Annotated in this window: 22 protein-coding genes; 8 read left to right on the top strand and 14 right to left on the bottom strand. The window is 62.1% G+C overall.

Features of this window, described 5'->3' with window-relative positions:
* Positions 1-142: 142 nt before the first annotated feature.
* The 4 genes from AC1RDJ_RS14190 to AC1RDJ_RS14175 form a co-directional block, all read right to left on the bottom strand.
* Positions 143-886: a DNA-binding protein gene (locus AC1RDJ_RS14190; protein ID WP_493027766.1), complete on the bottom strand. Its 744-nt coding sequence runs from the start codon at positions 884-886 to the stop codon at positions 143-145.
* A 156-nt stretch (positions 887-1,042) separates the two neighbouring features.
* The gene (locus tag AC1RDJ_RS14185; protein WP_289887173.1) at positions 1,043-1,660 is read right to left on the bottom strand and encodes an LON peptidase substrate-binding domain-containing protein; all 618 of its coding nucleotides are present in this window, start codon (positions 1,658-1,660) and stop codon (positions 1,043-1,045) included.
* A 51-nt stretch (positions 1,661-1,711) separates the two neighbouring features.
* Complete coding sequence (locus AC1RDJ_RS14180; RefSeq protein ID WP_071326518.1) at positions 1,712-2,950, bottom strand: DEAD/DEAH box helicase; 1,239 nt, start codon at positions 2,948-2,950, stop codon at positions 1,712-1,714.
* Between the two features lie 128 nt (positions 2,951-3,078).
* Complete coding sequence (locus tag AC1RDJ_RS14175) at positions 3,079-5,154, bottom strand: TonB-dependent receptor plug domain-containing protein (protein ID WP_493027765.1); 2,076 nt, start codon at positions 5,152-5,154, stop codon at positions 3,079-3,081.
* Between the two features lie 393 nt (positions 5,155-5,547).
* Between AC1RDJ_RS14175 and asd the strand changes: the two genes are divergently transcribed.
* Entirely contained in the window at positions 5,548-6,396 is an 849-nt protein-coding gene (gene asd / locus AC1RDJ_RS14170) for an archaetidylserine decarboxylase (RefSeq protein ID WP_493027764.1), read from the top strand.
* Positions 6,397-6,414: 18 nt separating this feature from the next.
* Here the strand turns inward: asd and AC1RDJ_RS14165 are convergent, their stop codons facing one another.
* The gene (locus AC1RDJ_RS14165; RefSeq protein ID WP_071324062.1) at positions 6,415-7,320 is read right to left on the bottom strand and encodes a LysR family transcriptional regulator; all 906 of its coding nucleotides are present in this window, start codon (positions 7,318-7,320) and stop codon (positions 6,415-6,417) included.
* A 123-nt stretch (positions 7,321-7,443) separates the two neighbouring features.
* On the opposite strand from AC1RDJ_RS14165, the gene AC1RDJ_RS14160 reads away from it, so the two are divergent.
* Positions 7,444-8,043: an FMN-dependent NADH-azoreductase gene (locus AC1RDJ_RS14160; protein WP_071324063.1), complete on the top strand. Its 600-nt coding sequence runs from the start codon at positions 7,444-7,446 to the stop codon at positions 8,041-8,043.
* A gap of 68 nt (positions 8,044-8,111) precedes the next feature.
* Entirely contained in the window at positions 8,112-8,993 is an 882-nt protein-coding gene (locus AC1RDJ_RS14155) for a pirin family protein (RefSeq protein ID WP_493027763.1), read from the top strand.
* A 25-nt stretch (positions 8,994-9,018) separates the two neighbouring features.
* Here the strand turns inward: AC1RDJ_RS14155 and AC1RDJ_RS14150 are convergent, their stop codons facing one another.
* Positions 9,019-10,707: a methyl-accepting chemotaxis protein gene (locus AC1RDJ_RS14150; RefSeq protein WP_493027762.1), complete on the bottom strand. Its 1,689-nt coding sequence runs from the start codon at positions 10,705-10,707 to the stop codon at positions 9,019-9,021.
* A gap of 220 nt (positions 10,708-10,927) precedes the next feature.
* On the opposite strand from AC1RDJ_RS14150, the gene AC1RDJ_RS14145 reads away from it, so the two are divergent.
* Positions 10,928-11,875: a cation diffusion facilitator family transporter gene (locus AC1RDJ_RS14145; RefSeq protein ID WP_071324066.1), complete on the top strand. Its 948-nt coding sequence runs from the start codon at positions 10,928-10,930 to the stop codon at positions 11,873-11,875.
* A 41-nt stretch (positions 11,876-11,916) separates the two neighbouring features.
* Here AC1RDJ_RS14145 and AC1RDJ_RS14140 read toward each other — a convergent pair whose 3' ends face one another.
* From AC1RDJ_RS14140 to AC1RDJ_RS14130, 3 genes are all read right to left on the bottom strand, one after another.
* Positions 11,917-14,166: a RelA/SpoT family protein gene (locus AC1RDJ_RS14140; protein WP_071324067.1), complete on the bottom strand. Its 2,250-nt coding sequence runs from the start codon at positions 14,164-14,166 to the stop codon at positions 11,917-11,919.
* Positions 14,167-14,196: 30 nt separating this feature from the next.
* Positions 14,197-14,547 carry a RidA family protein gene (locus tag AC1RDJ_RS14135; protein ID WP_071324068.1) on the bottom strand — a complete coding sequence of 117 codons (351 nt, stop codon included), beginning with the start codon at positions 14,545-14,547 and terminating at the stop codon, positions 14,197-14,199.
* A gap of 66 nt (positions 14,548-14,613) precedes the next feature.
* On the bottom strand, positions 14,614-15,495 hold the full coding sequence (locus AC1RDJ_RS14130) for an alpha/beta fold hydrolase (RefSeq protein ID WP_493027761.1): 882 nt from the start codon (positions 15,493-15,495) through the stop codon (positions 14,614-14,616).
* Positions 15,496-15,834: 339 nt separating this feature from the next.
* Here AC1RDJ_RS14130 and AC1RDJ_RS14125 point away from each other — a divergent pair, with 339 nt between their 5' ends.
* Both AC1RDJ_RS14125 and AC1RDJ_RS14120 read left to right on the top strand, forming a co-directional pair.
* Positions 15,835-17,172 (top strand): dicarboxylate/amino acid:cation symporter, encoded by a 1,338-nt coding sequence (locus tag AC1RDJ_RS14125; RefSeq protein WP_232250906.1) that lies wholly within the window; start codon positions 15,835-15,837, stop codon positions 17,170-17,172.
* 241 nt (positions 17,173-17,413) lie between these two features.
* Positions 17,414-17,824 (top strand): DoxX family protein, encoded by a 411-nt coding sequence (locus AC1RDJ_RS14120; protein WP_071324071.1) that lies wholly within the window; start codon positions 17,414-17,416, stop codon positions 17,822-17,824.
* 50 nt (positions 17,825-17,874) lie between these two features.
* Here AC1RDJ_RS14120 and AC1RDJ_RS14115 read toward each other — a convergent pair whose 3' ends face one another.
* Together AC1RDJ_RS14115 and AC1RDJ_RS14110 are read right to left on the bottom strand one after the other, a co-directional pair.
* Entirely contained in the window at positions 17,875-18,525 is a 651-nt protein-coding gene (locus AC1RDJ_RS14115) for a CoA transferase subunit B (protein ID WP_071324072.1), read from the bottom strand.
* A 20-nt stretch (positions 18,526-18,545) separates the two neighbouring features.
* The gene (locus tag AC1RDJ_RS14110) at positions 18,546-19,247 is read right to left on the bottom strand and encodes a CoA transferase subunit A (RefSeq protein ID WP_289887179.1); all 702 of its coding nucleotides are present in this window, start codon (positions 19,245-19,247) and stop codon (positions 18,546-18,548) included.
* 145 nt (positions 19,248-19,392) lie between these two features.
* Between AC1RDJ_RS14110 and AC1RDJ_RS14105 the strand changes: the two genes are divergently transcribed.
* Positions 19,393-19,959 (top strand): PAS and helix-turn-helix domain-containing protein, encoded by a 567-nt coding sequence (locus tag AC1RDJ_RS14105; protein ID WP_289887180.1) that lies wholly within the window; start codon positions 19,393-19,395, stop codon positions 19,957-19,959.
* A gap of 9 nt (positions 19,960-19,968) precedes the next feature.
* Here the strand turns inward: AC1RDJ_RS14105 and AC1RDJ_RS14100 are convergent, their stop codons facing one another.
* From AC1RDJ_RS14100 to AC1RDJ_RS14090, 3 genes are all read right to left on the bottom strand, one after another.
* Positions 19,969-20,784 (bottom strand): phytanoyl-CoA dioxygenase family protein, encoded by an 816-nt coding sequence (locus AC1RDJ_RS14100; protein WP_493027760.1) that lies wholly within the window; start codon positions 20,782-20,784, stop codon positions 19,969-19,971.
* 8 nt (positions 20,785-20,792) lie between these two features.
* Entirely contained in the window at positions 20,793-21,371 is a 579-nt protein-coding gene (locus tag AC1RDJ_RS14095) for a class I SAM-dependent methyltransferase (protein WP_071324075.1), read from the bottom strand.
* A gap of 105 nt (positions 21,372-21,476) precedes the next feature.
* Positions 21,477-22,253, bottom strand: coding sequence for an SDR family oxidoreductase (locus tag AC1RDJ_RS14090; protein WP_070221564.1), 777 nt, complete (start codon positions 22,251-22,253; stop codon positions 21,477-21,479).
* 262 nt (positions 22,254-22,515) lie between these two features.
* Here AC1RDJ_RS14090 and AC1RDJ_RS14085 point away from each other — a divergent pair, with 262 nt between their 5' ends.
* The gene (locus tag AC1RDJ_RS14085; RefSeq protein ID WP_198043693.1) at positions 22,516-24,192 is read left to right on the top strand and encodes an electron transfer flavoprotein-ubiquinone oxidoreductase; all 1,677 of its coding nucleotides are present in this window, start codon (positions 22,516-22,518) and stop codon (positions 24,190-24,192) included.
* The last annotated feature ends 116 nt before the right edge of the window (positions 24,193-24,308 follow it).

Raw genomic sequence — 24,308 nt, 5'->3', positions numbered from 1 at the left:
AGACTTGCCACACCGCACAAAACCGTAGCGAGCGGGATGGGTTGTGCTTGAGAAGCGCAGCTGTGCGGATGCACGGGGCCGCCGAGTCACTGAGCATCGCACGCCGCAAATCGCGACGCGCTGCAGGTTTTGGCGGGTGTTCTTAAACGGGCGTCTTGAAGATCGGATCGACGATGAACTGCTGCGCCTTGATGCGCAAGGTGCGCTCTTCGTCCAGTTCGGCGCGCGTTTCGCCCAGTTCCTCGCGTTCCGCTTCCAGTTCCAGGCGCACGGCCGCCAGTTCCGTTTCCACGCGCGTCAGGCTTTCCAGCTTCAGCTGGGCCTGGATCAGTTCGGCACGGGCCGCTTCGGCCGCCTCTTCCAGGCGCGGGATGCCTTCGAGCTTGAATTGCGCCTTGGCCAGGTCCATGCGCGCCTGCTCGGCAGCCTCTTCCAGGCGCGGCAAGCCCTCCAGCCGCAATTGCGCCTTGGCCAGGTCCGTGCGGGCCTGGTTGGCGACCTGGCGCTCGCGTTCGAGTTCCTCGCGCAGGGTGTCCAGTTCGCCCGCCTGCAAGTCCAGCACTTCCTGCTGGCGCTCGTTTTCGCTGGCCAGGTCCATCAATTCCTGTTGATTGTCGTTCATCTCGGCTTCATGCGCACTGTGGCTGGCGCTCAATTCCTGTCCTACATAATCGAGAATGGCTTGCTGCAGCACGGGCGACAGTTCGGCCGCCGCGGCGATCTGGCGCTGCGCACCGGCCTTGCGGCGCTGCAAGAGCTTGCTGATGGTGCCCAGGCAGGCGCCATTGCCCAACCGCTCGCGCAGCGCGCGCACCGTGATGGCCAGGCCTTCGGCCGCCATCGCCTCCATTGCCGCATTGATCTGTTCCGCGCTTGCTTTTGCCATGTCGTATTCTCGTGAATGTTGCCTGGGGCCATATTACTGGGACTATCTTGCCCAGGGGCATTATCTTATGCCAGCGGCGGCAAAGCGTAAAGTATTTCTCAATAGAAATTGCAATTGCACAACGGAAGCGTGTGCAAACATGCGGCCTGGTCGCCGTCAGTCTTCCAGCAAGCCATTTTCCGTGAGCATGTCCTGCACCAGTTCCAGACGCAGCACGGGATTGTCCTGGCTGAGCAGCAGCTGCTTTTGCATGGCCGTCAGCGACAGCAGTTCGCACCAGCGGTTCGCCACCCAGCCGCACTCGTCGAGCCGGTATGGCGGCTGCAGCGGCATTTGCTCGGGCGGGATCTTTTGTTCCTGCAAGGTGCGTATCAGCGCGCCCAGGGCGTCGGCCACGTTCTGCTGCTCTTGCGGGATGGGGATGGCCTTATCCGGCGGCAAGGTCTCGATCCGCGCCGTCCACAAGCCGTGTTTCAGCTGTTCGCTGGAAACGATGTGGAAGCGCTCCATGCCCATGCATTTGATTTGCAGCAAGCCCGACAACGGCGCCGCCCAGTCGATGACGCGCGCCAGGGTGCCTACCGGCGCCAGCGTTTCCAGCTGGCCCGGCTTGCGCACTTCCGCGCCGTCCAGCAACTGCACCACGCCGAACGGCTGCTCGCCCATGATGCACTTGCGTATCATGTCCAGATAGCGCACCTCGAAGATCTGCAAAGGCAGATAGCCGTCGGGATACAGCACCGTATTGAGCGGGAACAAAGGTATCGAGGTCATAGGCGCATGATGGCACGAATGGCATATCCGTGCAGCGCGCCTTGCCCCCGATTACTTGTAGAAGCGGCGCTTCTTGGCGCGCTCGGCCGCCTTCGGCGCCAGCACTTTGACGGCCTTCTTCTGGATCGTGCCGCCGGCGGTCGTGCCCGGCACGCGATGCTCCGCCTCGTAACCGGGTTCTTCGGCGCGTTTGAGCGTTTGCCGGGTCAGCGCTTCGACGGCCGACAGCAATTCCACCTCGTCGGCGCAGACGAGGGAAATCGCCTCGCCCGAAGCGCCCGCGCGGCCCGTGCGGCCGATGCGGTGGATATAGTCTTCGGCCACGGTCGGCAAGTCGAAATTGACGACGATCGGCAATTGGTCGATGTCCAGGCCGCGGGCAGCCACGTCGGTGGCCACCAGCACCTGCACCTCGGCCGCCTTGAAGCGGGCCAGCGCGCGCAGGCGGTTCGGCTGCGTCTTGTCGCCGTGGATGGAATCGGCGCGCACGCCCTGCTCCAGCAAGGTGTTCACCAGTTGCTCGACGCCCTTGCGCGTCTTGACGAAGACCAATACCTGGCCCCAGCGCTTTTTCTTCAGCAGGTGCAGAAACAGTTCCGGCTTGCGTTTCTTGTCGCACACGATCACCGACTGTTTCACGGCCTTGACCGTGCTGTTGCGCGCGCTCACCTCCACCGAGACAGGGTCCTTCAACATGGTTTTCGCCATGGCGCGGATGGCGTCCGAGAAGGTAGCCGAGAACAGCAGGGTCTGGCGCTGCTTGGGCATGGTCATCAGCAACAAATCCAGCTCGCGCTCGAAACCGAGGTCCAGCATGCGGTCGGCTTCGTCCAGCACCAGGGTCTGCACTTGCTCGAACTTGACGGCGCCCTGCGTCTGCAAGTCCAGCAGGCGGCCCGGCGTGGCCACCAGCACGTCGAGGCCCTTGCGCAGCTTGCTGATCTGCGGCTCGATGGGCACGCCGCCATAGGCGACAAAGCTGCGCAGCGGCAAGTTGCCGCCATAGCTGCGGAAACTCGCATAGACTTGCTCGGCCAGTTCGCGCGTAGGCACCAGCACCAGCACGCGCACGCATTGCGGCGCCACCACGCCTTCCAGGGTCAGGCGCTGCAGCAGCGGCACGGCAAAGCCGGCCGTCTTGCCCGTGCCCGTCTGGGCGGCGGCCATCAGGTCGCGTCCGGCCAGCACGGCGGGAATCGATTGCGCCTGCACGGGCGTCGGCTTGGCATAGCCAAGCTCGTCAAGTTTGCGGACCAGGGGATCGATCAGGCCGAGGGAGGAAAACGTCATGGGAAAAGCAATCTTGGCAAATGAAAAGGTGGCGCGCACGGACGGGCCGCGCGCGCGATTGCCGAGATTATAGGCCAGCGGGGATGCCGGCCGGGGTTTCACGACGGATTTTCAGCCTGGCATCAGCATCAAAACTTCATTTCCATGGTCGCGCGCGCTTGCGGCGAGCTCGGTGAAATGCTGTTGCGCTGTATCGTGCCGCTGGCGTCCGTGTAGCTGGTGCGGCTTTCGAAGTCTTGCGCCAGCAGGTTCGATACGGCCAGGCGCAGCTGCTGCTTCGCGTTGAATTTCCACAGCGCATAAATATCGAGGTCGCGCCGCGGCGTCGTATAGGCACTCTGGCGCTCGGTGATGCGCACCGGGCCGCCATTGCGGAAGTTGAAGCTGCCGCCCGTCGTCAGCACGCCGTCCGGCGTCTTGTAGTCGAGACCGACGTTGCCGCTGACGGGCGTTTGCTGGTCGAGCCGGTTGTCCGGCCCCGGCACCTGCTCCACCTGCGACCAGTTGCGGCTGACGCTGGCGCGCACATCCAGCGCCGGCACGGGTCCGGCCAGCACGGCGCGCAGCGGGAACTTCGCTTCCAGTTCCAGTGTCTGCGTAGTCGCGCGGCCGTCGTTGACGGGCGTGGATACCCAGCGCTCATTGAGATACAGCAAACCCTGGCGCGTGTAGCCATCGATGCGGCGGGCCGAGGCGCGCGCACTGAGCAAGGCGCCTTCGGCCCAGTAATGTTCGTAGGAAGCGTCGATGCCCAGCGCCAGCTCCGGCTTCAGGTTCGGATTGCCTTCGCGGTCAGGCTCGGTCTGGCTATTATTCGTCGACATCATACGGCGCGGAATCAGGCTGGAGGTGGCCGGCGCCTTGTAGGTGCGCGTCAAGGCCAGGCGCACCTGGTCGCCCTTGGTGTCAGGCAATTTCCACAAGGTTTGCAGCAGCGGGCTCCAGACGCTGCTGCACTGCTGCACCTCGTCATACGTGTTGCCGATACTGCGCGTATCGATGCCTTCCCAGCGCACGCCCGCATACATGGACCAGCGCGGCGTGATATCCCACTCGTCCTGGGCATACAGCGCCAGGCGCTTGATGTCGGCATTAAAGTCTTCATCGACGTTGAATGGCGGGCGCCCGCCCGGCAAGGCCAGCTCACGCTGCCAGCGCTCCTCGTCCCGCTTGCTGTAGCCGCCATCCCAACCCATCGACAAGGCATGGCCCGGGATGAGCGGCGAAGAATACTTGCCGGTGGAAGAGACGCTCTTTTCCGACGCATCCACGCGCGCGGTACGGTCCAGCGCCAGTCCCACGCCATCAATACGGCCGAGCGGGTGGTTATCGGACGAATTATTGCTGAGGCCTACGCGCAGTCCCAGTTCCAGCCTGGCGCCGCCATCGAGCTTGCGCACCCAGGTCAGGTCCGTTCGGCCAAATACATAGTGGTTGCCGCCGTCGCTGTCGTTCGTATCGTAGTCTGGTCGCAAGCCCATGATCGTGTCGGTACGGCTGTGAGTACGGCTTTCGTTGCGTCCGAGATTGAGGAAAAATTGCGCCGTCAGATTATCGCCGCCGGGAAAAGCCCAGTTCAGGCGCGGCGACATGTTGATGCCTTCCGAGCGGCCATCGCCCGTGCCCTTGCTGTTGCGCAGCAGATTTTGCTGGCCGTCCGGCACATAGCCAAGGTCCCGTGCCGGGTTTGCATAGTGATAGTCATAGCGATAAAAGGAGGCCGCCAGCGAATAGGAAAAAATGCCGTCCTTGTCCGACAATTGCAGGTTGCCATTGCTGGAAAACGCATCGCGCCCTCCCCCCGCGCCCAGCTTGACATCGCGCTGCGCCGTCTTCACCGCTTTCTTGAGCACCACATTGATGGTGCCGGCGATCGACTGCGTGCTGTACTCGGCGCTGGCCGCATGCAGAATCTCGATGCGTTCGATGACGTCGGGCGACAGGGTGTCGAGCGAGAAACCGGCCGGCGCCCGTTCGCCGTTGAGCAAAATCTGCGTGTAGCCGCTGCCCAGGCCGCGCATGCGGATTTCGCCGCCCGAGCGCCCGGCCGCGCCGGACACGGTGATGCCGGGCAGGCGCTTGAGCACGTCGGTGACGCTGGTGTCGCCATACTTGAGGATTTCTTCGCTGCTGACCACCATCTTGCTGGCCGTATCGTCGCGGCGCGGATCATAGCCGCCGCCCTTGACTTCGACGGTCTGCATGGCGGGAGCGGTGGATTTCTCGGCCTTCTCGGCCTTCAGCGGCGCGGCGGCGGCATCAGCGGCTGGCGCTTCGGATTGCTGCGCCTGGACATTCCAGGCAAGTAAAACGGCGGAACAAAGAATGGTAAGGCGGAGGCAACGGCGTGGCATCATGACCTGGCTAAAAAAAGTTGGCTGAATAAAAATGGCTAAAAGCTAAAAAACAGGCCGCTGTATTGTGCTGCAATTTTTTCCGAGTGGCACAGTTTCCTGAAAATATACCCTATGGCAAATTAAATTCGGCAGCAGACTGCGATATGTCCCCTTGCATACGGTACATATCATTGCGTACCACATCGCCGCTATAATGCGTTTTCGCCATTATTCCCACCACCCCGTCAAAGGCTTCCCATCGTGTCTGACCGTCTTGCCGTTTTGCCTCAATATCTGCTGCCCAAGGGAGCGTTGACCAACTTCGCCGGCCGCATCGCCGGCGCCAAGGGTGGCGCCATGACGACGCGCCTGATCCGCTGGTTCGTCGGCCGCTACAACGTCAACATGGATGAGGCGCTGGACCCGGACATCACGCACTACGCGAGCTTCAACGACTTCTTCACGCGCGCGCTGCGGCCCGACGCCCGTCCGCTGGCGCAAGCCGACTATGTCTGCCCCGTCGACGGACGCATCAGCCAGTTCGGCATGATCGACAAGGACCAGATCTTCCAGGCCAAGGGCCACAGCTTCAGCACCACGGCCCTGGTGGGCGGCGATGCGGCCCTGGCAGCGCAGTTCGAACACGGCAGCTTTGCCAATCTGTACCTGAGTCCGCGCGACTACCACCGCATCCATATGCCGTGCGACGGCCGCTTGACGCGCATGATTTATGTGCCCGGTGAATTGTTCTCCGTCAACCCGACGACGGCGCGCGGCATCCCCGGCCTGTTCGCCCGCAACGAGCGCGTCGTCTGCGTGTTCGATACGGCCAACGGCCCGTTCGTCATGACCCTGGTGGGCGCCACCATCGTCGGCAGCATGGCCACCGTCTGGCACGGCGTCGTCAACCCGCCCCGCACGGGCCAGGTGCGCGACTGGAGCTACGCCAACGACAATGTCGTGCTGAAACAAGGCGACGAACTGGGCCGCTTCCTGCTCGGGTCCACCGTCGTCATGCTGTTCCCCAAGGACAGCGTGCAATTCAATGCCAACTGGCAACCGGCCGGCCCCGTGCAGTTGGGCGAAGTCATGGGCAAGCTGCCCAAGTAAATGGCGCTCGGCGCGCGCCTACACGGGCGCGTCCGTGCGATACATTTCCTCCATCAAGTCCAGGAACGCGCGCGTCTTGGCCGGCATCAGCCGCCGGCCGGGAAACACGGCCCAGCCCGTGACCAGCGGAAAACTCCATTCGGGCAGGACCCGCACCAATTCCCCCGTCGCCACGTATGCCTTGGCAAAGCGGTCCGTGCTGGCCGCGATGCCCACGCCCGTGCACGCCATGCGCACCAGCAACTCCGGAGAGTTCGCCAGCAGGCGCACGGGCAAGTCGCGCTCCCATGTCGTCTTGCCGCGAATCAAGGTCCAGTGCACGAGGCCATGCACGGCCCGTGGCAGGCTGAGCAAGTCATGGCCGTACAGGTCGTCGGGATGCTCGGGCAAGCCGTGCACGCTCGTGTATTGCGGCGACGCATACAGCGCCAGGGTGCTGAAGGCAACGCGGCGCGCGGCCAGGCTGGCGTCGTCGGGCAAGTTGCCCATGCGGATGGCCAGGTCGAAATTTTCTTCCAATAAATCCACGCGGCGCGCCGACAGGTCCAGCTCCAGCGAAATGGCCGGATAGCGGCGCACGAATTCGGCAAGCACCTGGCGCATCAGCGCGTCGCCGAAGTCGGCCGGCATGGAAATGCGCAGCAAGCCGCTGGGCCCCGCCTGGCGGTGCTGCGCCAGGGCACCTGCCGCCTCCGTTTCCTCCACCACCTTGCGCGCATGCTCGAGCAGGCTGGCGCCAAACTCCGTCAGCGCCAGCTTGCGCGTGGTGCGCAGCAGCAGCCGTTCGCCCAGTTTCGCCTCCAGCTGCGACAGGCGCCGCGACAAGGTTGACTTGGGCAAGTCCACGCGCACGGCGGCGCGGCTGAAACTGCCGCATTCGACGACGCGCGCGAACAGCAGCAAGTCTCCGGGATCGATATCCATGCTTGACCTCTCAACTTTATTGTTCCACCAGTGGATTAATGTTATCCATTTTAACGGCTTCCGCATCAATTTTGGAATTGCTATAGTTCATCCATCGCAAGACACCTCACACGGAGAAACAAGATGAACATCCTGCAAATCAATTCCAGCGCCCGCAGCACCGGTTCCGCCTCGACCCGCCTGGCCGACGCCCTCGTCGCCCGCGTACAGGCGGGCAACCCGGACGCCGCCCTGGTCCGCCGCGACCTGGCCGCCGTACCGCACCCCGTGCTCGACGAGCCGACCCTGCAAGCGCTGTTCACCCCGGCCGACAAGCGCACGCCGGAACAGGCGGCCCGCATCGCCCTCGACGACGCGCTGATTGCGCAAGTGCAAGCGGCTGACGTGATCGTCATCGGCGCGCCGATGTACAACTTCGGCATCACCGTGCAACTGAAAAGCTGGTTCGACGCGATTGCCCGCGCCAACGTCACCTTCAAGTACACGGAAAACGGCCCCGTGGGCCTGCTGACCGGCAAGAAAGTCTATGTGGGCCTGTCCCGCGGCGGCTTGCACCGCGATAGCGCCCACGACAGCCAGGTGCCATACCTGAACACCATGTTCGGCTTCCTCGGCATGACCGACGTGCAATATGTGTATTCGGAAGGCATGGGCATGGGCCCGGAAGCCGTGGCCAAGGCGCAAGCGCAGGCCGATGCCGAGATCAACGCGATCCTGGTATAAGTACAACGATTGATGGGCATCAACCCGGGACGGCGCACGAGCGCCGTTCTTCCCAACTGGAGAGCAGCATGAGCGACATCAATACCCTCAGCAAACCGCGCGCCGTCGAGCGCGTGATCGCCGGCCAGGCCGTCATGGATGGCGCCGGCGTGAAGATCAACCGCGTGCTGACGCAGCAGCTGCAGCGCCGCCTCGACCCGTTCCTGATGCTCGACAATTTCGCCAGCGACAAGCCGAACGACTATATCGCCGGCTTCCCCGAGCATCCGCACCGGGGCTTCGAGACAGTCTCGTACATGATCACGGGACGCATGCGCCACCGCGACAGCGCGGGCAACGAAGGCTTGCTGACCTCGGGCGGCGTGCAATGGATGACGGCCGGCAGCGGCGTGGTCCACTCGGAAATGCCGGAGCAGGAAGCAGGCGTGATGGAAGGTTTCCAGCTATGGCTGAACCTGCCCGCGCGCGACAAGATGCGCACGCCGTGGTACCGCGATTTCGAGAGCAGCGAAATTCCCCGCTACACGATGGATACGGGCGTGGTCGTGCAAGTGATCGCCGGCGAGAGCCATGGCGTGACGGGCGCCGTGCAGCGCGAGCTGACGCAGCCGCTGTACCTCGATATCGACTTGCCGGCCGGCACCAGCTTCGAGCAGCCCTTGCCGCCAGGCCATAACGCCTTCCTGTACACCTTCCGTGGCGAAGTGCAGGTGGATGGCAAGGCCGTGCCGGCCCTGCGCATGGCGATCCTGGCCAATACGCCGGGCAGCGACGGCGTGCGCATCGAGGCGCCCGAAGGCGGCCGCATGATCCTGATCGCCGGCCAGCCGCTGAACGAGCCGATCGCGCAATATGGTCCGTTCGTCATGAATACCCAGGCAGAGGTGTTCCAGGCCGTGCAGGACTTCCGCGAAGGCAAGTTCGGTGTAACGGCCGCGCCAGCCGCCTGACGCCGGCAAGGCGCGGCACGGCCGCTCACAGCGCCTGGAACACGTGGCCGGCGCGCGTCGTGACGCTCGCCCTTGCCGCGCGTTTCAGCTGCTTCACGTTGCCAGCCACGCGCCGCGCGCCGCGGGCCAGGCTGGCCACCGGCGCCGCCGCCGTGCTGGCGGCCTCCGTGGCGGCCAGCTTGAAGATGCTGACCACCTGCACCAGGTTGGCGGCCTGGTCCTGCAAGGATTCGGCCGCCGCCGCGGCTTCCTCCACCAGGGCCGCATTTTGCTGCGTCACGGTATCCATCTGCGTGATGGCTTGATTGATCTGCTCGATACCCGACGTCTGCTCCTGGCTGGCGGCCGTGATTTCACTCATGACGTCCGTCACGCGCTTGACGCTCTCGACAATTTCTTCCATCGTCGCCCCCGCCTGCTCGACCAGCTTGCTGCCGGCATCGACGGCATCGACAGAATGCGTGATCAACTCCTTGATTTCCCGGGCCGCGGCGGCCGACCTCTGCGCCAGGTTGCGCACCTCGCTGGCCACCACGGCAAAGCCGCGTCCCTGCTCGCCGGCCCGCGCCGCTTCCACGGCCGCGTTCAAGGCGAGGATATTCGTCTGGAACGCGATGCCATCGATGACGCCGATGATGTCGACGATCTTCCTGGCCGATTCGTTGATCGAGCCCATGGTGCCGACCACTTGCGCCACCACGTCCCCTCCCCTCAGCGCGACATTCGATGCCGACTGCGCCAGCTGGTTCGCCTGGCGCGCATTGTCCGCATTCTGCTTGACGGTCGAGGTCAGTTCCTCCATCGACGAAGCCGTTTCTTCCAGGGAACTGGCTTGCTCTTCAGTACGCGAGGACAGGTCCAGGTTGCCTGTAGCGATCTGGCCCGAGGCAGTGGCGATCGTATCGATGGATTCGCGGATGTCGCCGACCGCCTGCGCCAGGTTTTGCTGCATGATCTGCATTGCATACAGCAGGCTGTGGTCGTCGCCGCTGTGGGTGGTCACCGGCACGGCCAGGTCGCCGGCGGCGATGCTGCGCACGATATGCGCCGCGTATTCCGGCTCGCCGCCCAGCTGGCGATAGATATTGCGGATGAGGAAAAACCCGATCACGGCGGCCAGCAGCGCACCGAGGACTATGATGGCGATGATGATCGTACGTAAAGTGACATAGCGGGCGCTCGACTCCTCGTATTCCTTTTTCGCCTCGTCGACTTGCAGTTTGTGCAAGGCATTGATGCCTTCGCGCATCGCCGGAATCAGCGTTTGCAGGTGCGCCTCGGCCTGCCTGGCGCCGTCGATCTTGCCTTCGCGCAGGGCCGCGACGGCCGGCATCAGGCCTTCCCTGACCATCTTCTCTCGGTCGACGGCAAATTTATCGGCCAGCAGTTTCTCGTGCGGCGTCAGGTACGTTGCCATGTAAGCATTCCAGATCTTGTTGACCTCGGTGATCGTCGCCTCTATCGTTTCCGCCTTGGCGTGGATCTTCGCGGCGACGGGGTCAAGCAAGGCTTCGGCCAGCTGCAGCCGGCTGCGCACCAGCAGGCTATCGATGCGGGCGACTTGCTCCAGCGCCACGGTACGGTCTTCATAGGCCGTCTTCAAGCCTTCATTGGTCTTGTTCATGCCATACAGGCCAAACAAGCCGATCACGATGGACAGCAGGGACAGAAAACCGATCACGACACTCAAATGCGCCTTCAATGTCATCTTCATTGCTGGATCTCCAGGTAGGTCAAGCGACTTTCATGCGTTCTCACCTTGTCATGCCGCCATGCGCCAAGTTGGCTGGCATCAGCAATAAATTATGCAGGGAACTGTGCAAACAAATCTCCCGCTTTGTCACCGGCCAGTTTCCCCCTCCTTGCCGCGTGCCTGCGCCCGGCATCGCCGCATTTCCTTTACACTAGCGCAACATCCACCCACCACCGACTCCATGCACGAGACTACCGAACACGATGCCACCCACCTGCACGCCCATTTAAAAGGCGACGCCAAGCACACCCATTCGTTCGAGGGACGCAGCCAGAGCATCCTGGCCTGGGCCCTGGGCCTGACCCTGTCGTTTGCCGGCATCGAGGTGGCGGCCGGCTTCCTGTCCAATTCGCTGGCCCTGATTTCCGATGCAGGCCACATGGTCACGGACGCGGCCGCGCTGGGCCTGGCCCTGCTGGCGCAACTGATCGCGCGCCGTCCGCCATCGCCGCGCCACTCGTTCGGCTTCGGCCGCGCCGAGGCGCTGGCCGCCTTCGTCAACGGCCTGGCCATGCTGTGCGTGGTGGGCTGGATCTGCTACGAAGCCGTGCTGCGCTTTTCCGCCCCGCAAACCGTACAGGGTGGCATGGTCTTCGTCGTGGCCTTCATCGGCCTGCTGATCAACCTGGTGGTGGCGTGGGTCTTGTCGAAGGACAAGCAAAGCGTGAATACGCGCGCCGCCCTCGTGCACGTGATGGGCGATTTGCTGGGATCGGTCGCCGCCATCGTCGCCGGCGCCGTGATCTATTTCACGGGCTGGATGCAGATCGACCCGCTGCTGTCGATGCTCGTGTCCCTGCTGATCCTGAAATCCACGTTCGGGGTATTGAAAGAGTCCTACCACTTCCTGATGGAAGGCGTGCCCATGCAGATCGACTACATCGCCGTGGGCACCGATGTGGAACAGGTCGATGGCGTGATCGCCGTGCACGACCTGCACGTCTGGGACATGTCGCCGGGCCAGCCGGCCCTGATCGGCCATGTGGAAATCGAACACCTCGACCACTGGCCGAAGGTCTTGCGCGCGATCAAGAAGATGCTATTGAGTAAGCACGGCATCGACCATATCACCCTGCAGCCGGAGACGGCCACGATGGCGGGCTTGCATGCAAGCGACAAGACGCACTGACAGGGAGACGTGGGAATCCGGGCCGGATTCCCACGGATAGATTAACTTCTTCTTGCCTCAAGCACGCCACTGACGTCCTTGATCACATTCAGCGCCTTCAACAACTGCGCCGTCGAACTGATCTCGGCCGTAAACGTCATGCGGGCCTGGCCCTTGGCGCTTTGGGTGTTGACGCCGATCACGTTGATCTTTTCGCGCGAGAAAATTTCGGAGATGTCGCGCAGCAAGCCCTGACGGTCGCCCGCGAGGATGAAGATGTCGACCGGATAGACGGTGTCGTGGCCCGTGCTGCCCCACTCCGTGAAGATCACGCGTTCTGGCGCCTTGGCGCGCATTTCCTCGAAATTCTTGCACGTGGCGCGGTGGATGGAGACGCCCTTGCCGCGCGTCACGAAGCCGACGATACTGTCCGGCGGCGCAGGCTTGCAGCACTTGGCCAGCACCGTCATCAAGCCTTCCGTGCCCACCACCAGCACGCCGGACTTGGCGCCCTGCTCCACGCTGGAAGCGCGGCTCTTGCCCACCAGCACGGCATCTTCCGGCACCACCACTTCGCCATTGTCGTGCAGCGCCTGCTCCACGTGGCGCAGGCTGAATTCATCCTTGCCGACCGACAGGAACAGCTCGTCGACTTTCGCAAAGCCCAGCTTTTGCGCCAGCGCCTCGAGGTTGACGGCCGTCTTGCCTTCGCGCTGCAGCGATTTTTCCACCAGCGCGCGGCCGTGGGCCAGGGTTTCCTGCATGTCGATGGCGTGGAACCAGGCGCGTATCTTCGAACGCGTGCGCGTGCTGACGGCGTAGCCGGCGCTGAGCCAGTCGCGCGACGGCCCGGCCGTGCCCGGCGCGCCCTTGGCCGTGATGATTTCGCAGGTCTGGCCATTCTTCAGCTGCGTATTCAGGGGTACCATGATGCCGTCGACCTTGGCGCCGCGGCAGCGGTGGCCCACGTCCGTATGCAGGTGATAGGCAAAGTCGACGGGCGTGGCGCCCACGGGCAATTCCAGCACCCTCGCCTGCGGCGTCATGACGAAGATGCGGTCGTCCAGCGTGGCGGATTTGAGCTTTTCCACCCATTCGCGCTGGATTTCTTCCTGGCCCACGACGGCGTCGGCCACTTCCGTCTTCCAGGCCAGCAACTGGCGCAGCCAGGCGATCTTTTCGTCGTACTTCTGGCCGGCGAAGTTCGAGCCGCCCTCTTCCTTGTAGCGCCAGTGCGCGGCCACGCCGTATTCGGCAAAGCTGTGCATTTCATTGGTGCGGATTTGCACTTCCAGCGGGCGGCCATCCTCGGCCGTCACCACCGTGTGCAGCGACTGGTAACCGTTGGGTTTCGGCCGCGAGATGTAATCGTCGAATTCTTTCGGGATCGGCGTCCAGATATTGTGCACCACGCCCAGCACCGTGTAGCAGGTCTTGACGTCGGCGACGATGACGCGGAAGGCGCGCACGTCGTACAGGGCCGTGAAGTCCAGCTCCTTGCCGCGCATCTTGTTCCAGATGCTGTAAATGTGTTTCGGGCGGCCAAAGACTTCGGCCTGGATGCCGGCCGAAGCCAGCTCCGTCTGCAGGCGCAAAATCGCCGAGGAAACGAAGCCCTCGCGCATCATGCGCTTTTCTTCCAGCATCTTGGCGATGCGTTTATATGCTTCCGGCTCGATGAAGCGGAACGACAGGTCTTCCAGTTCCCACTTCAGCTGCCAGATGCCGAGGCGGTTCGCCAGCGGCGCGTACAGGTCCAGCGTTTCCTTGCCGTACTCGCGCGTCATTTCATTGAACAGCTTCAAGTCGGCAAAATAGCGCAAGGTGGTGACGCAGGCGGCCAGGCGCACCAGCACGACGCGCATGTCGGACGCCATCGCCAGCAGCATCTTGCGCAGGGTTTCCACCTGGGCCACGGCTTGCTGCGCCGCATTCTTGCCACGCCCGCCAGTGCTGCCGTGCTGCGCCTGGGTCAGGGCGCGCAAACGTATCAGCTGGCGCACGCCGGTGGCCAGGTCGCACACCTGCTTGCCGAAGCGCGGCTCGATATCGGCCGCGGTGTCCGGCTCGAGCAGGGTCAGCTCGAACATCAGGCCGGCGATGCGCGTTTCCGCATCGCTGCGCAGGAAGGCAAGCGTGGTGGCGACGCCAATGGCGAAGTCCAGCGCGGAGCGGCCGGCGAAGGTCTGCTTGTCGCCGTACGCTTCGGTGGCATACGCGAGCGCGTCCAGCACGCGCGCGCTGTCCGGCGCACTCAAGCCCTCTACCAATTGTTCCGATGTGGCGCTATGCGGGGCCGAGATGGAAACCATGTAATACCTTCAACTTAGTAAATCAACAGCTTAACGTTCTGCAGCGATGATGACGATTTCAACCAGGCAAGCTGGATTGGCCAGTTTGGCCTCTACCGTGGCGCGCGGCGGCGTGTGGCCGGAAGCCACCCAGTCGTCCCACACTTCATTCATGCCGGGAAAATCCTTCATGTCGGCGATATAGATCTGGCACGACAGGATGCAAGTCTTGTCGCTGCCCGCTTCCATCAGCAGGCGGTCGACGTGGCCCAGCACTTCGCGCGTCTGGCCGACGATGTCCTGCGTCGTGTCTTCGGCGATCTGGCCCGCCAGGTAGATGGTGCTGTTATGAATCGCCACTTCGGAGAGGCGTTTGCCTACGTGCAATCGTGTAATTTCCATCTTATTTCTCGTTTCGGTTGTTTCAAAATCGGTCGTGCGTTACTGCGGTATGACGGTGTGACGCTATTACTTGCCCAGCAAAAACTTGCGCGCGATGGCGATCTGGTCGTCGTGCACGAACGTGGGGGCATGGCCGACGCCGGCGATTTCCACCAGTTCCGCCTTCGGGCCGCGGCCCAGCATCAGCGTGGCCGTGTCATGCGACAGCAAATCGGATTCCGAGCCGCGCACCAGCAGGGTCGGACAGCGCACGGCGTCGTACGCGGCCCACAGCATGGCTTCGTCGCTGGCCGCCGATTCCGGCGTGGCCGAACGGAACGGCATCGCCAGTCCCATATCGTAATGGCGGCGCCAATGGCCATCCTTATCCTGGCGCAACACATCGGCCGCCAGTTTATGCCATTCGGCGTCCGTGTGCGGGCCGAAGCTGGCCGACACGTCGCGCACAAACTTGGCGCCCTGCTCGAAGGTCTCGAAACGCAGGTCCTGGCCGATATAGTCGCCGATGCGCTGCAGCGCTTCCGGCGCCAGGGTCGGGCCGATATCGTTCAAGACCAGCTTGCTGATCGGGCTGTGCGGCAGCGATGCCAGGCCCAGGCCGATCAAGCCGCCCATCGACGTGCCGAACCAGTCCACCGTCTGGCGTTCGCCATTGGCCAGCACGCGCGCCAGCAGGGTCACCATGTCGCTCACATATTGCGGCACGCGGTAAAACTGCGGGTTGGCCAGCCAGCCCGAGCGGCCACGGCCCACCACGTCGGGACAGATGACGCGGTAATCGCTGGCCATGGCGCGCGCCAGGTTGTCGAAGTCGTCTGCCACGCGCGTCACGCCATGGGCGCAAACCAGCACGTTCGGGTTGTCCGCCGCGCCCCATTCCTTGTAGGACATGGTGTGCAAGCCTGCGGGGGAGATACACTGGACAGATTTGATGCTTGCTTCGATCATGCGATTCCTTATAAGGCCAGACAAAATCTGCTGCACGTCGGTGCTTGCGGCCGGCGGTGCTCGCCGTACTCCCGTACGGTTGCGCTTCCCGGCCAGCACTCCCTTCCGCTCGCTACGGTTTTGTCAGGCGTCGTTATTTGGTAGTAAAAAAACAAAGAAACCGGCAATTTGCCGGATGCCCCGCGCTCGACTCTTCGGCAGTGTAGCGCAGCGCGGGCAATGCTCCAAGCGCGCGCCTGAAATGCTGCGCCGCAGCACTCCATTCATGGGGCAATACCCGATATAGCGAAAGTGCATATCTGCGGTTATCCACAATTGAGCGGCCCGTCCAATCGGTGGATGATCGCAGCATCAACCCGCAAGAGGAGACCACTCGTGAAAAAACCATTCTATAAAATCCTGTACGTCCAGGTGCTGTTCGCCATCGTGGCAGGCGTGCTGCTGGGGGTGTTCTACCCATCGAACGCCGTCGACATGAAACCGCTGGGCGACGGCTTTATCAAACTGATCAAGATGATCATCGCCCCGGTGATCTTCTGTACCGTGGTCTCCGGCATCGCCGGCATGCAGGACGTCAAGAAAATCGGCCGCGTGGGCGGCAAGGCGCTGCTGTACTTCGAAGTGGTCTCCACCTTCGCGCTGGCCATCGGCTTGCTGGTTGCTAACATCCTGAAACCGGGCGCCGGCTTCAACGCCGATCCGGCCCACCTGGACGCCAAGTCGATCGCGCAATACACGCACGCCGAAGGCTTGACGACGACCGACTTCCTGATGAACATCATCCCGAAGACCTTCGTCGACGCGTTCGCCAAGGGCGACATCCTGCAAGTGCTGCTGATCGCCGTGCTGTTCGGTTTCTCGCTGTCCTTACTGGGCGAGCGTGGCCGCCCTGTCACCAAGCTGATCGACGAGCTGTCGCACGCCATCTTCGGCATGGTCAACATCATCATGAAAGTCGCCCCGATCGGCGCGTTCGGCGCGATGGCCTTCACCATCGGCAAATACGGCCTGGCTTCGCTGATCCCGCTGGCTAAACTGATGGGCTCGTTCTACCTGACCTGCTTCCTGTTCGTCTTCGTCGTGCTGGGCCTGATCGCCAAGTACACGGGTTTCTCGATTGGCCGCTTCCTGCTGTACATCAAGGAAGAACTGCTGATCGTGCTGGGTACCAGCTCGTCGGAATCGGCCCTGCCGGCCCTGATGAAAAAACTCGAGCGCCTCGGCTGCTCGAAACCGGTGGTCGGCCTGGTCGTGCCTACCGGCTACTCGTTCAACCTGGACGGCACCAACATCTACATGACCATGGCCGCCCTGTTCGTGGCGCAGGCAACCAACACGGAACTGACCATCTGGCAAGAGCTCACCATCCTCGGCGTGGCGATGCTGACCTCGAAAGGCGCCTCCGGCATCACCGGCGCCGGCTTCATCACGCTGGCCGCCACCCTGGCCGTGGTGCCGACGATTCCCGTGGCCGGCATGGCGCTGATCCTCGGCATCGACCGCTTCATGAGCGAATGCCGCGCGCTGACTAATTTTGTGGGCAACGGCGTGGCAACCATCGTCGTGTCGAAATGGGAAAAAGAGCTGGACATGGACAAGCTGCATAGCGAGCTGGCCAATCCGACCTCGCCCGTCGACGACGCCTACATCGCCCCGGCAGTCAATATCGTCAAGTAAGCGGCCTCCCCCGCAGCGGCAATACGAAGAAGCCCCGCAGAGCGATCTGCGGGGCTTTTTGCATGGGCGCCCCCTGTTGCATCATCAACCAATAGTTAATGATGCATCAACTTGAAGCCAGATGATTAATCGACGCAAAACAATTACAGTTACAGTACTGTTCGCCAGCAAGCTCCCGCATAATGACATTGCGTTAATGCAAGCCTGACACCGAACCATCGACCTTTTGAATGGAGTACTCATGTCCCTCACGCCCGCCTTTTACGCCACCTGGAGCCCACGCCTGTTGGGCTTGCTTCGCATCATCCTCGGCTTTCTCTTTCTGCAGCACGGCACGGCCAAGCTGTTCGGCGCGCCGCACGTGGCCATGTTCGACGGCCTGCAACTGTTTTCCGTGATGGGCGCGGCCGGCGTCATCGAGCTCGTCGGCGGCACGCTGCTGCTGATCGGCCTGTTCACGCGCCCCGTCGCCTTCATCCTGTCGGGCCAGATGGCGGCCGCCTACTTCATGGCGCATGCGCCGGCCGGCTTCCTGCCCATCCTGAACGGCGGCGAAATGGCCGTGATGTACTGCTTCACCTTCCTGTATTTCGCGGCAGCGGGCGCCGGCGCCTACAGCCTCGACGGCTTGCGCGGCAAGGCGGGCGCATAAAAAAAGAGCGGACATCGCTGTCCGCCCTTGCATTTCCTACAACCATCCGTTTATACGGCGGACACGTCCAGCTCAGCGCCCGTGGCCGCCTGCACCTGTTCCTTGCTCACGCCTGGCGCCAGCTCCACCAGCTTCAGGCCGTTTTCCGTCACGTCGATCACGCCCAGGTCGCTGATGATGACGTCGACCACGCCCACGCCCGTCAATGGCAGGTCGCACTGCTTGAGCAGCTTGTGCGACGTCGTGCCATCCTTGGCCGTGGCCACGTGTTCCATCAGCACCACGACGCGCTTGACGCCGGCCACCAGGTCCATGGCGCCGCCCATGCCCTTGACCATCTTGCCTGGAATCATCCAGTTCGCCAGGTCGCCCTTTTCCGACACTTGCATAGCGCCCAGGATGGCCAGGTTGATCTTGCCGCCGCGGATCATGCCGAACGAGTCGGCCGAGCTGAAGTAGGCGGCGCCCGGCAAGGCCGTCACCGTCTGCTTGCCGGCATTGATCAGGTCCGCATCGACTTCCTCGTCGGTGGGGAACGGGCCGATGCCCAGCAAGCCGTTTTCCGACTGCAGGAACACTTCGATATTTTCCGGTACGTAATTGGCCACCAGGGTCGGCAAGCCGATGCCCAGGTTCACATAAAAGCCATCCTGCAATTCCCGCGCAGCACGCGCAGCCATTTCGTCTCTCGTCCAAGCCATGATGTTCTCCGTATTCTTTTTTAAGCTTCGCTGCGCACGGTGCGCTGCTCGATGCGTTTTTCCGGGTTCGCGTTGACCACGATGCGGTGCACGAAGATGCTCGGCGTATGCACCTGGTCCGGGTCGATCTCGCCTACCTCGACCAGTTTTTCCACTTCGACGATGGTGATCTTGCCAGCCATGGCCACGTTCGGGTTGAAATTGCGCGCCGTCTTGCGATAGACCAAATTGCCCGCGCGATCGGCCATGTAGGCTTTCACCAGCGACACGTCGGCCACGAGACTGCGTTCCATCACGTACTGCTCGCCGTCGAATTCGCGGATTTCCTTGCCGTCGGCAACGATGGTGCCCACGCCCGTCTTGGTAAAGAAGGCGGGAATGCCGGCGCCGCCGGCGCGCAGCTTCTCGGCCAGCGTGCCTTGCGGCGTGAATTCCAGTTCCAGCTCGCCGGCCAGGTACTGGCGCGCGAATTCCTTGTTTTCGCCCACATAGGAGGCGATCATTTTCTTGATCTGGCGCGTGGTCAGGAGCTGCCCCAGGCCGAAGCCGTCCACGCCGGCGTTGTTGGAAATGGCTGTCAGGCCCGTCACGCCCGAATCGCGCAAGGCGCCGATCAGGGCTTCGGGGATGCCGCACAGGCCGAAGCCGCCGACAGCGATGGTCTGGCCATCTTGGACGATACCGGCCAGCGCCGCAGCGGCGTCAGGATAAACTTTATTCATGGGTGTCCCTCTATTTTGTTAAGCTTTGGCCTAGAGTCCAGGACTCTGGCAGCGACTCAGCATAAAATACGCGAGTGGAAAGTACAATACCGTAGAACTACCGGCGCCGTGCCGGCAATCCCCCTGTGAGAGTGATACGCATCAGATGAACGCCGCGTCAGCCATCGACTATGAAAGCATCTTCCTGCACGCGCCCGTCGGCATGTGCATGTCGGAAAACCGCATCATGCGCAGCTGCAACGAAGCGCTGGCGGCCATGTTCGGTTACGCGCGCGCCCAGCTCGACGACCAGTCGTTCGAGGTACTCTACCCCACGCACGATGAATTCCTGCGCACCGGTGACCGCATCATTCCCATCATGAACGCCAGGGGCCGCTATTCGGATGAGCGCATCATGCGCCGCAGCAATGGAGAATTATTCTGGTGCCACGTCACGGGCCACGCCATGCTGCCCGCGCAGCCGCTGGGGCCGGGCATCTGGACGTTCGAGGATGTCAGCGAGAAACGTCCCGTGACGGCGGAACTGACGCCGCGCGAGCGCGAGATCGCCGCCCTGCTGGTGGAGGGCAAGACGAGCAAGCTGATCGCCCGGCAGATCGACCTCAGCCCCCGCACGGTGGAAATGCACCGTGCCAAGCTGATGCGCAAGTTCGCCGCCTCCACCTCATCCGAGCTGGTGCACAAGCTGGTGGGCTTGCAGCTGCAGCGCTGACGGCGGAGGTCAGGGCGCGCCGGCCTGCTCCCGCCTTGCCTGTTCGTACTTGATGATTTTCAATACCCTGGAGTTGGCAAAATACTGGATGCAATTGAGCGGCGAATAGAAAATATCCGTTTTCCATTCCCCCGACACCAGCTCCTTGCCCGTCGGGTCGTCGGCAGGCTGGAAAATCGTATCGGCCAGAATGCGGTGGACGCCAGACACATTCGGCCCCGACTCATGCCACGTCGAGCTGTTCATGACCACGAAATCGCCGGCATTCAAAACAGGCGTGACCTTGACGAACTTGATGCTGAAACTGTCGGGATTGATTTCGCCAGCATCGCCGAGATAACCGAGTTTATGCGAGCCGACATAAAAACTCATTGCGCCGTTGGCCTCATCCACACGGCTCAAGGCGGTAAAAACGCTGCACTTATTCAGATTGCCCAGGTGATAACAGCTATCCTGATGCAGGAATACCCGGTTCGGGCTGAACGCATCCTTGATGACGAAGCGGTGATTGTATAGCGCCACATCGGGACCGAATATCCGCGACAGCGTTTCGGCATAGACCGGCGCACGGTACATTTCCAGCAATTTTTCCGGCAGCTCTTCGGTCAGCGACACCGGATTGGCCTGGCTGACATTGCGGCCGGAGCGCAGCTTGGCGTCATAAAACATGTCCCACTCGTGCTGCCACTGCGCCAGCAGATCCGGCGCAATGGCGTTACGCACGACAAAGACGCCCGTCTCCCGGAATATCTCCGGCACGAATCGATCCCCGCTGATGCGCCGCAAGACGTCCTCGGCCTGTTCATTTACTGCAGCCAGTACCATCGCCACTCCTAGATAAAACGGAACGTCAGTTCATTGTCCTGCGTGTTCTTGAACTTGTTGCACTTCGCCAGCACGTTATATTTGATCGGGAACAGCTCACGGTCGGGCGTTTCCAGAATATCGATTTCAATGATGTCGAAATCGCGCAGCAAGGCGCTCCAGCCATGCTCGGTAATACGCCAGCAATCCGGAATCGGGCCATGGATGCGCCAGTTCAAGGGAGCGGAAATGAGCAGATAGCCTTCATGCTTGAGGATGCGGCGGATTTCCTTGACGGTGTCAAACGGATTGAGCGTATGCTCAATCACTTCCAGGCAGACGACGCAGTCATAGGCACTGTCCGCGATCGCCGCATTGACCTTGGTGATGTCGCCCACCAAGGTGGGGCTGTAGGTATCGACGATATCAAAGGTATCGACGCTGAAATTGCTGAAGTTTTCGCGCACGGTGGAGCGATCCTGCGGCCCCACTTCCAGCAGCTTGCCCGTCTCACCGGCAAGCTTGGCGGCGGTCCTTGCAACAAAAGCATTCAAGTGATCGCGGGCCAGCTGAAACGTGTCATTATCAAACTTCGAGGGAGTTGCCATCGTGAAATTCTCGTATATTATGGTTATGCTCGGACGCTATGCCGCAAGCAAAACCATCATAGCCGCTAATTTTCCATGTGGCAACAATCCCCTGCCCCATGCCAGCTACATGCTGGCCATGCCGCCATCAGCGGAAATAATCGCGCCGTTGATGAAATGCGAATCCTCGCCCGCCAGCAACAGCAGCAAGCCGTCGAGGTCTTCCGGCTTGCCCGGGCGCTTGTTCGGCAGCATCTCGATCAGCTTCTTGCCTTGCTCGGTGGCGAAGTAATCTTCATTGATCTCGGTGGAAATGTAGCCGGGACAGATGGCGTTGGTGTTGATGCCATACTTGCCCCACTCCACGGCCATGGCGCGCGTCATGTGCACCATGCCCGCCTTGCTCATGCAATACACGCCGATCTGCGGCAGCACCTGCAAGCCCGCCATCGAGGCGATATTGATGATGCGGTGCTGTTTCTTCGGGTCGCCCTTGGCGCGCGCGATCATGCGCTTGGCCGTTTGCTGGGCCACGAAGAACGATCCGCGCAGGTTGGTGTCCATCACGAACGAGTAATCTTCGGGCGTGACGTCGACCAGGCGTTGCGTGGTGGAGACACCTGAGTTGTTGACGAGGATATCGATGGGCCCCGCTTCCGTTTCCGCATGCGCGATGGCCGACTTGATGCTGGCGAAGTCGGTCACGTCGAGCGACACCACGTGCGCGGCGCCGCCATCGGCTTCGATCTCGGCGCGCAACTCCTTCAGGCGTTCGGTGCGGCGCGAAGCCAGCACGACCTGGGCGCCGGCCTGGGCCAGCACTTTCGCAAAGCGCGCGCCGAGGCCGCTCGATGCGCCGGTAATCAGGGCAATCTTGCCCTCGAAATTGACTTCTATGCCCACGAGCTACTCCTGTTTTATTTTAGACAACACTTTACGCCGTGCCACTGGCACAGGGGCAAAATCGCCCGCGGCGCACTTGAGCAAAAGTAAACGCCATCATTACACAAAATGGCGGGATTTAGATTGCGGCGAGGGGCAATGTCACGCAAAATGGCGCCAAAGTTGCAATCCTCGCCAAAAACAAGCACACTCGTGCTTAAATTTCCCCCGATGATGCTTTATTATCCTTTGCTATCTAATTGAGTGACTATAAATCGAGACCATGACACAGCCTAATAACTTAGTTGAACAGTACGGACCGCGCGAGACCATGGAGTATGACGTGGTCATCGTGGGCGGCGGCCCCGCAGGTTTGGCGGCGGCGATCCGCCTGAAGCAGCTGGCCGCGGAAAAGAGCCAGGAAGTGTCCGTCTGCGTGCTGGAAAAAGGCGGCGAACTGGGCGCGCATATCCTGTCGGGCGCCATCATGGACCCGAAAGCGTTGACCGAACTGATCCCGAACTGGAAAGAACTGGGCGCGCCGCTGAACACGGAAGTGACGGAAGACCGCATCCTGTTCCTGACGGAAACCAAAGCGTATAAAACGCCAAACTTCGCCGTGCCGGCCTGCTTTGAAAACCACGGCAACTACATCGTCTCGCTGGGCAATGTGGTGCGCTGGATGGGCCAGCAGGCGGAAAACCTGGGCGTGGAAATCTTCCCCGGCTTCCCTGCCGCGGAAATCCTCTACAACGACGACGGCTCCGTGAAAGGCGTGGCGACCGGCAACATGGGCGTCAAGCGCGACGGCCAGCCCGGCCCCGATTTCCAGCTGGGCATGGAATTGCACGCCAAGTACACCCTGTTCGCCGAAGGCGCGCGCGGCCACCTGGGCAAGCAATTGATGGCCAGGTATGACTTGAACGCCGGCAAGGACCCGCAATCGTACGGCATCGGCATCAAGGAATTGTGGGAAATCGATCCGGCCCAGCACAAGCCGGGCCTGGTGATCCACTCGAGCGGCTGGCCGCTGGACACGAAAACCTATGGCGGCTCCTTCCTGTACCACCTGGAAAACAACCAGGTGATGGTCGGCTACGTGGTGGGCCTGAACTACGAAAACCCGTATTTGTCGCCGTACGAGGAATTCCAGCGCTATAAAACGCATCCGGAAATCCGCAAGTTCTTCGAAGGCGGCAAGCGCATCTCGTACGGCGCGCGCGCCATCGCGGCCGGCGGCCTGCAATCGTTGCCGAAACTGGTGTTTGCCGGCGGCGCGCTGATCGGCTGCGATGCGGGCTTCCTGAACATGAGCCGCATCAAGGGCAGCCACGCCGCCATCAAGAGCGGCATGCTGGCGGCCGAGGCGGCTTTCGGCGCGCTGGGCGAACAGCGCCAGCACGACGAACTGACGAGCTACCCGGTCGCATTCGAGCAATCCTGGCTGCATGAGGAACTGCACGTGGCGCGCAACGTCAAGCCATGGCTGTCGAAAGGCCTGTACCTGGGCAGCCTGATGACGGGCATCGACCAGCTGATCTTCCGCGGCAAGGCGCCATGGACCCTGCACCACACGCATGGCGACCACGAATGCCTGAAGCCGGCCGCCCAGTCGAAGAAGATCGTGTATCCGAAACCCGATGGCAAGCTGACCTTCGACAAGATGTCGTCCGTGTTCATCTCGAACACGAACCACGCGGAAGACCAGCCCATCCACCTGACCTTGAAGAACGCCAGCGTGCCCGTCGATGTCAACCTGGCCACGTATGCGGGCCCGGAAGCGCGTTACTGTCCGGCCGGCGTGTACGAGTTCGTGAAGAACGACGATGGCGCCGAACGCCTGCAGATCAATGCGCAGAACTGCGTGCACTGTAAGACCTGCGACATCAAGGACCCGACGCAAAACATCGTCTGGATCACGCCGGAAGGCGGCGGCGGGCCCAACTACCCGAACATGTAGGCGCCCCCGGGCGCAGCTGGCGGGTTCGCGCCCGCCAGCGCATGCGACGACAGCGCGGCACCTTCGGGCAGCCGCGCTTTTTTATTTTCATGACAAGCTTTCCTGCCGCTGTGGCC

This window comes from Janthinobacterium sp. GW822-FHT07H10 (assembly GCF_058798675.1).
This window is presented reverse-complemented; position numbering and strand designations above follow the sequence as displayed.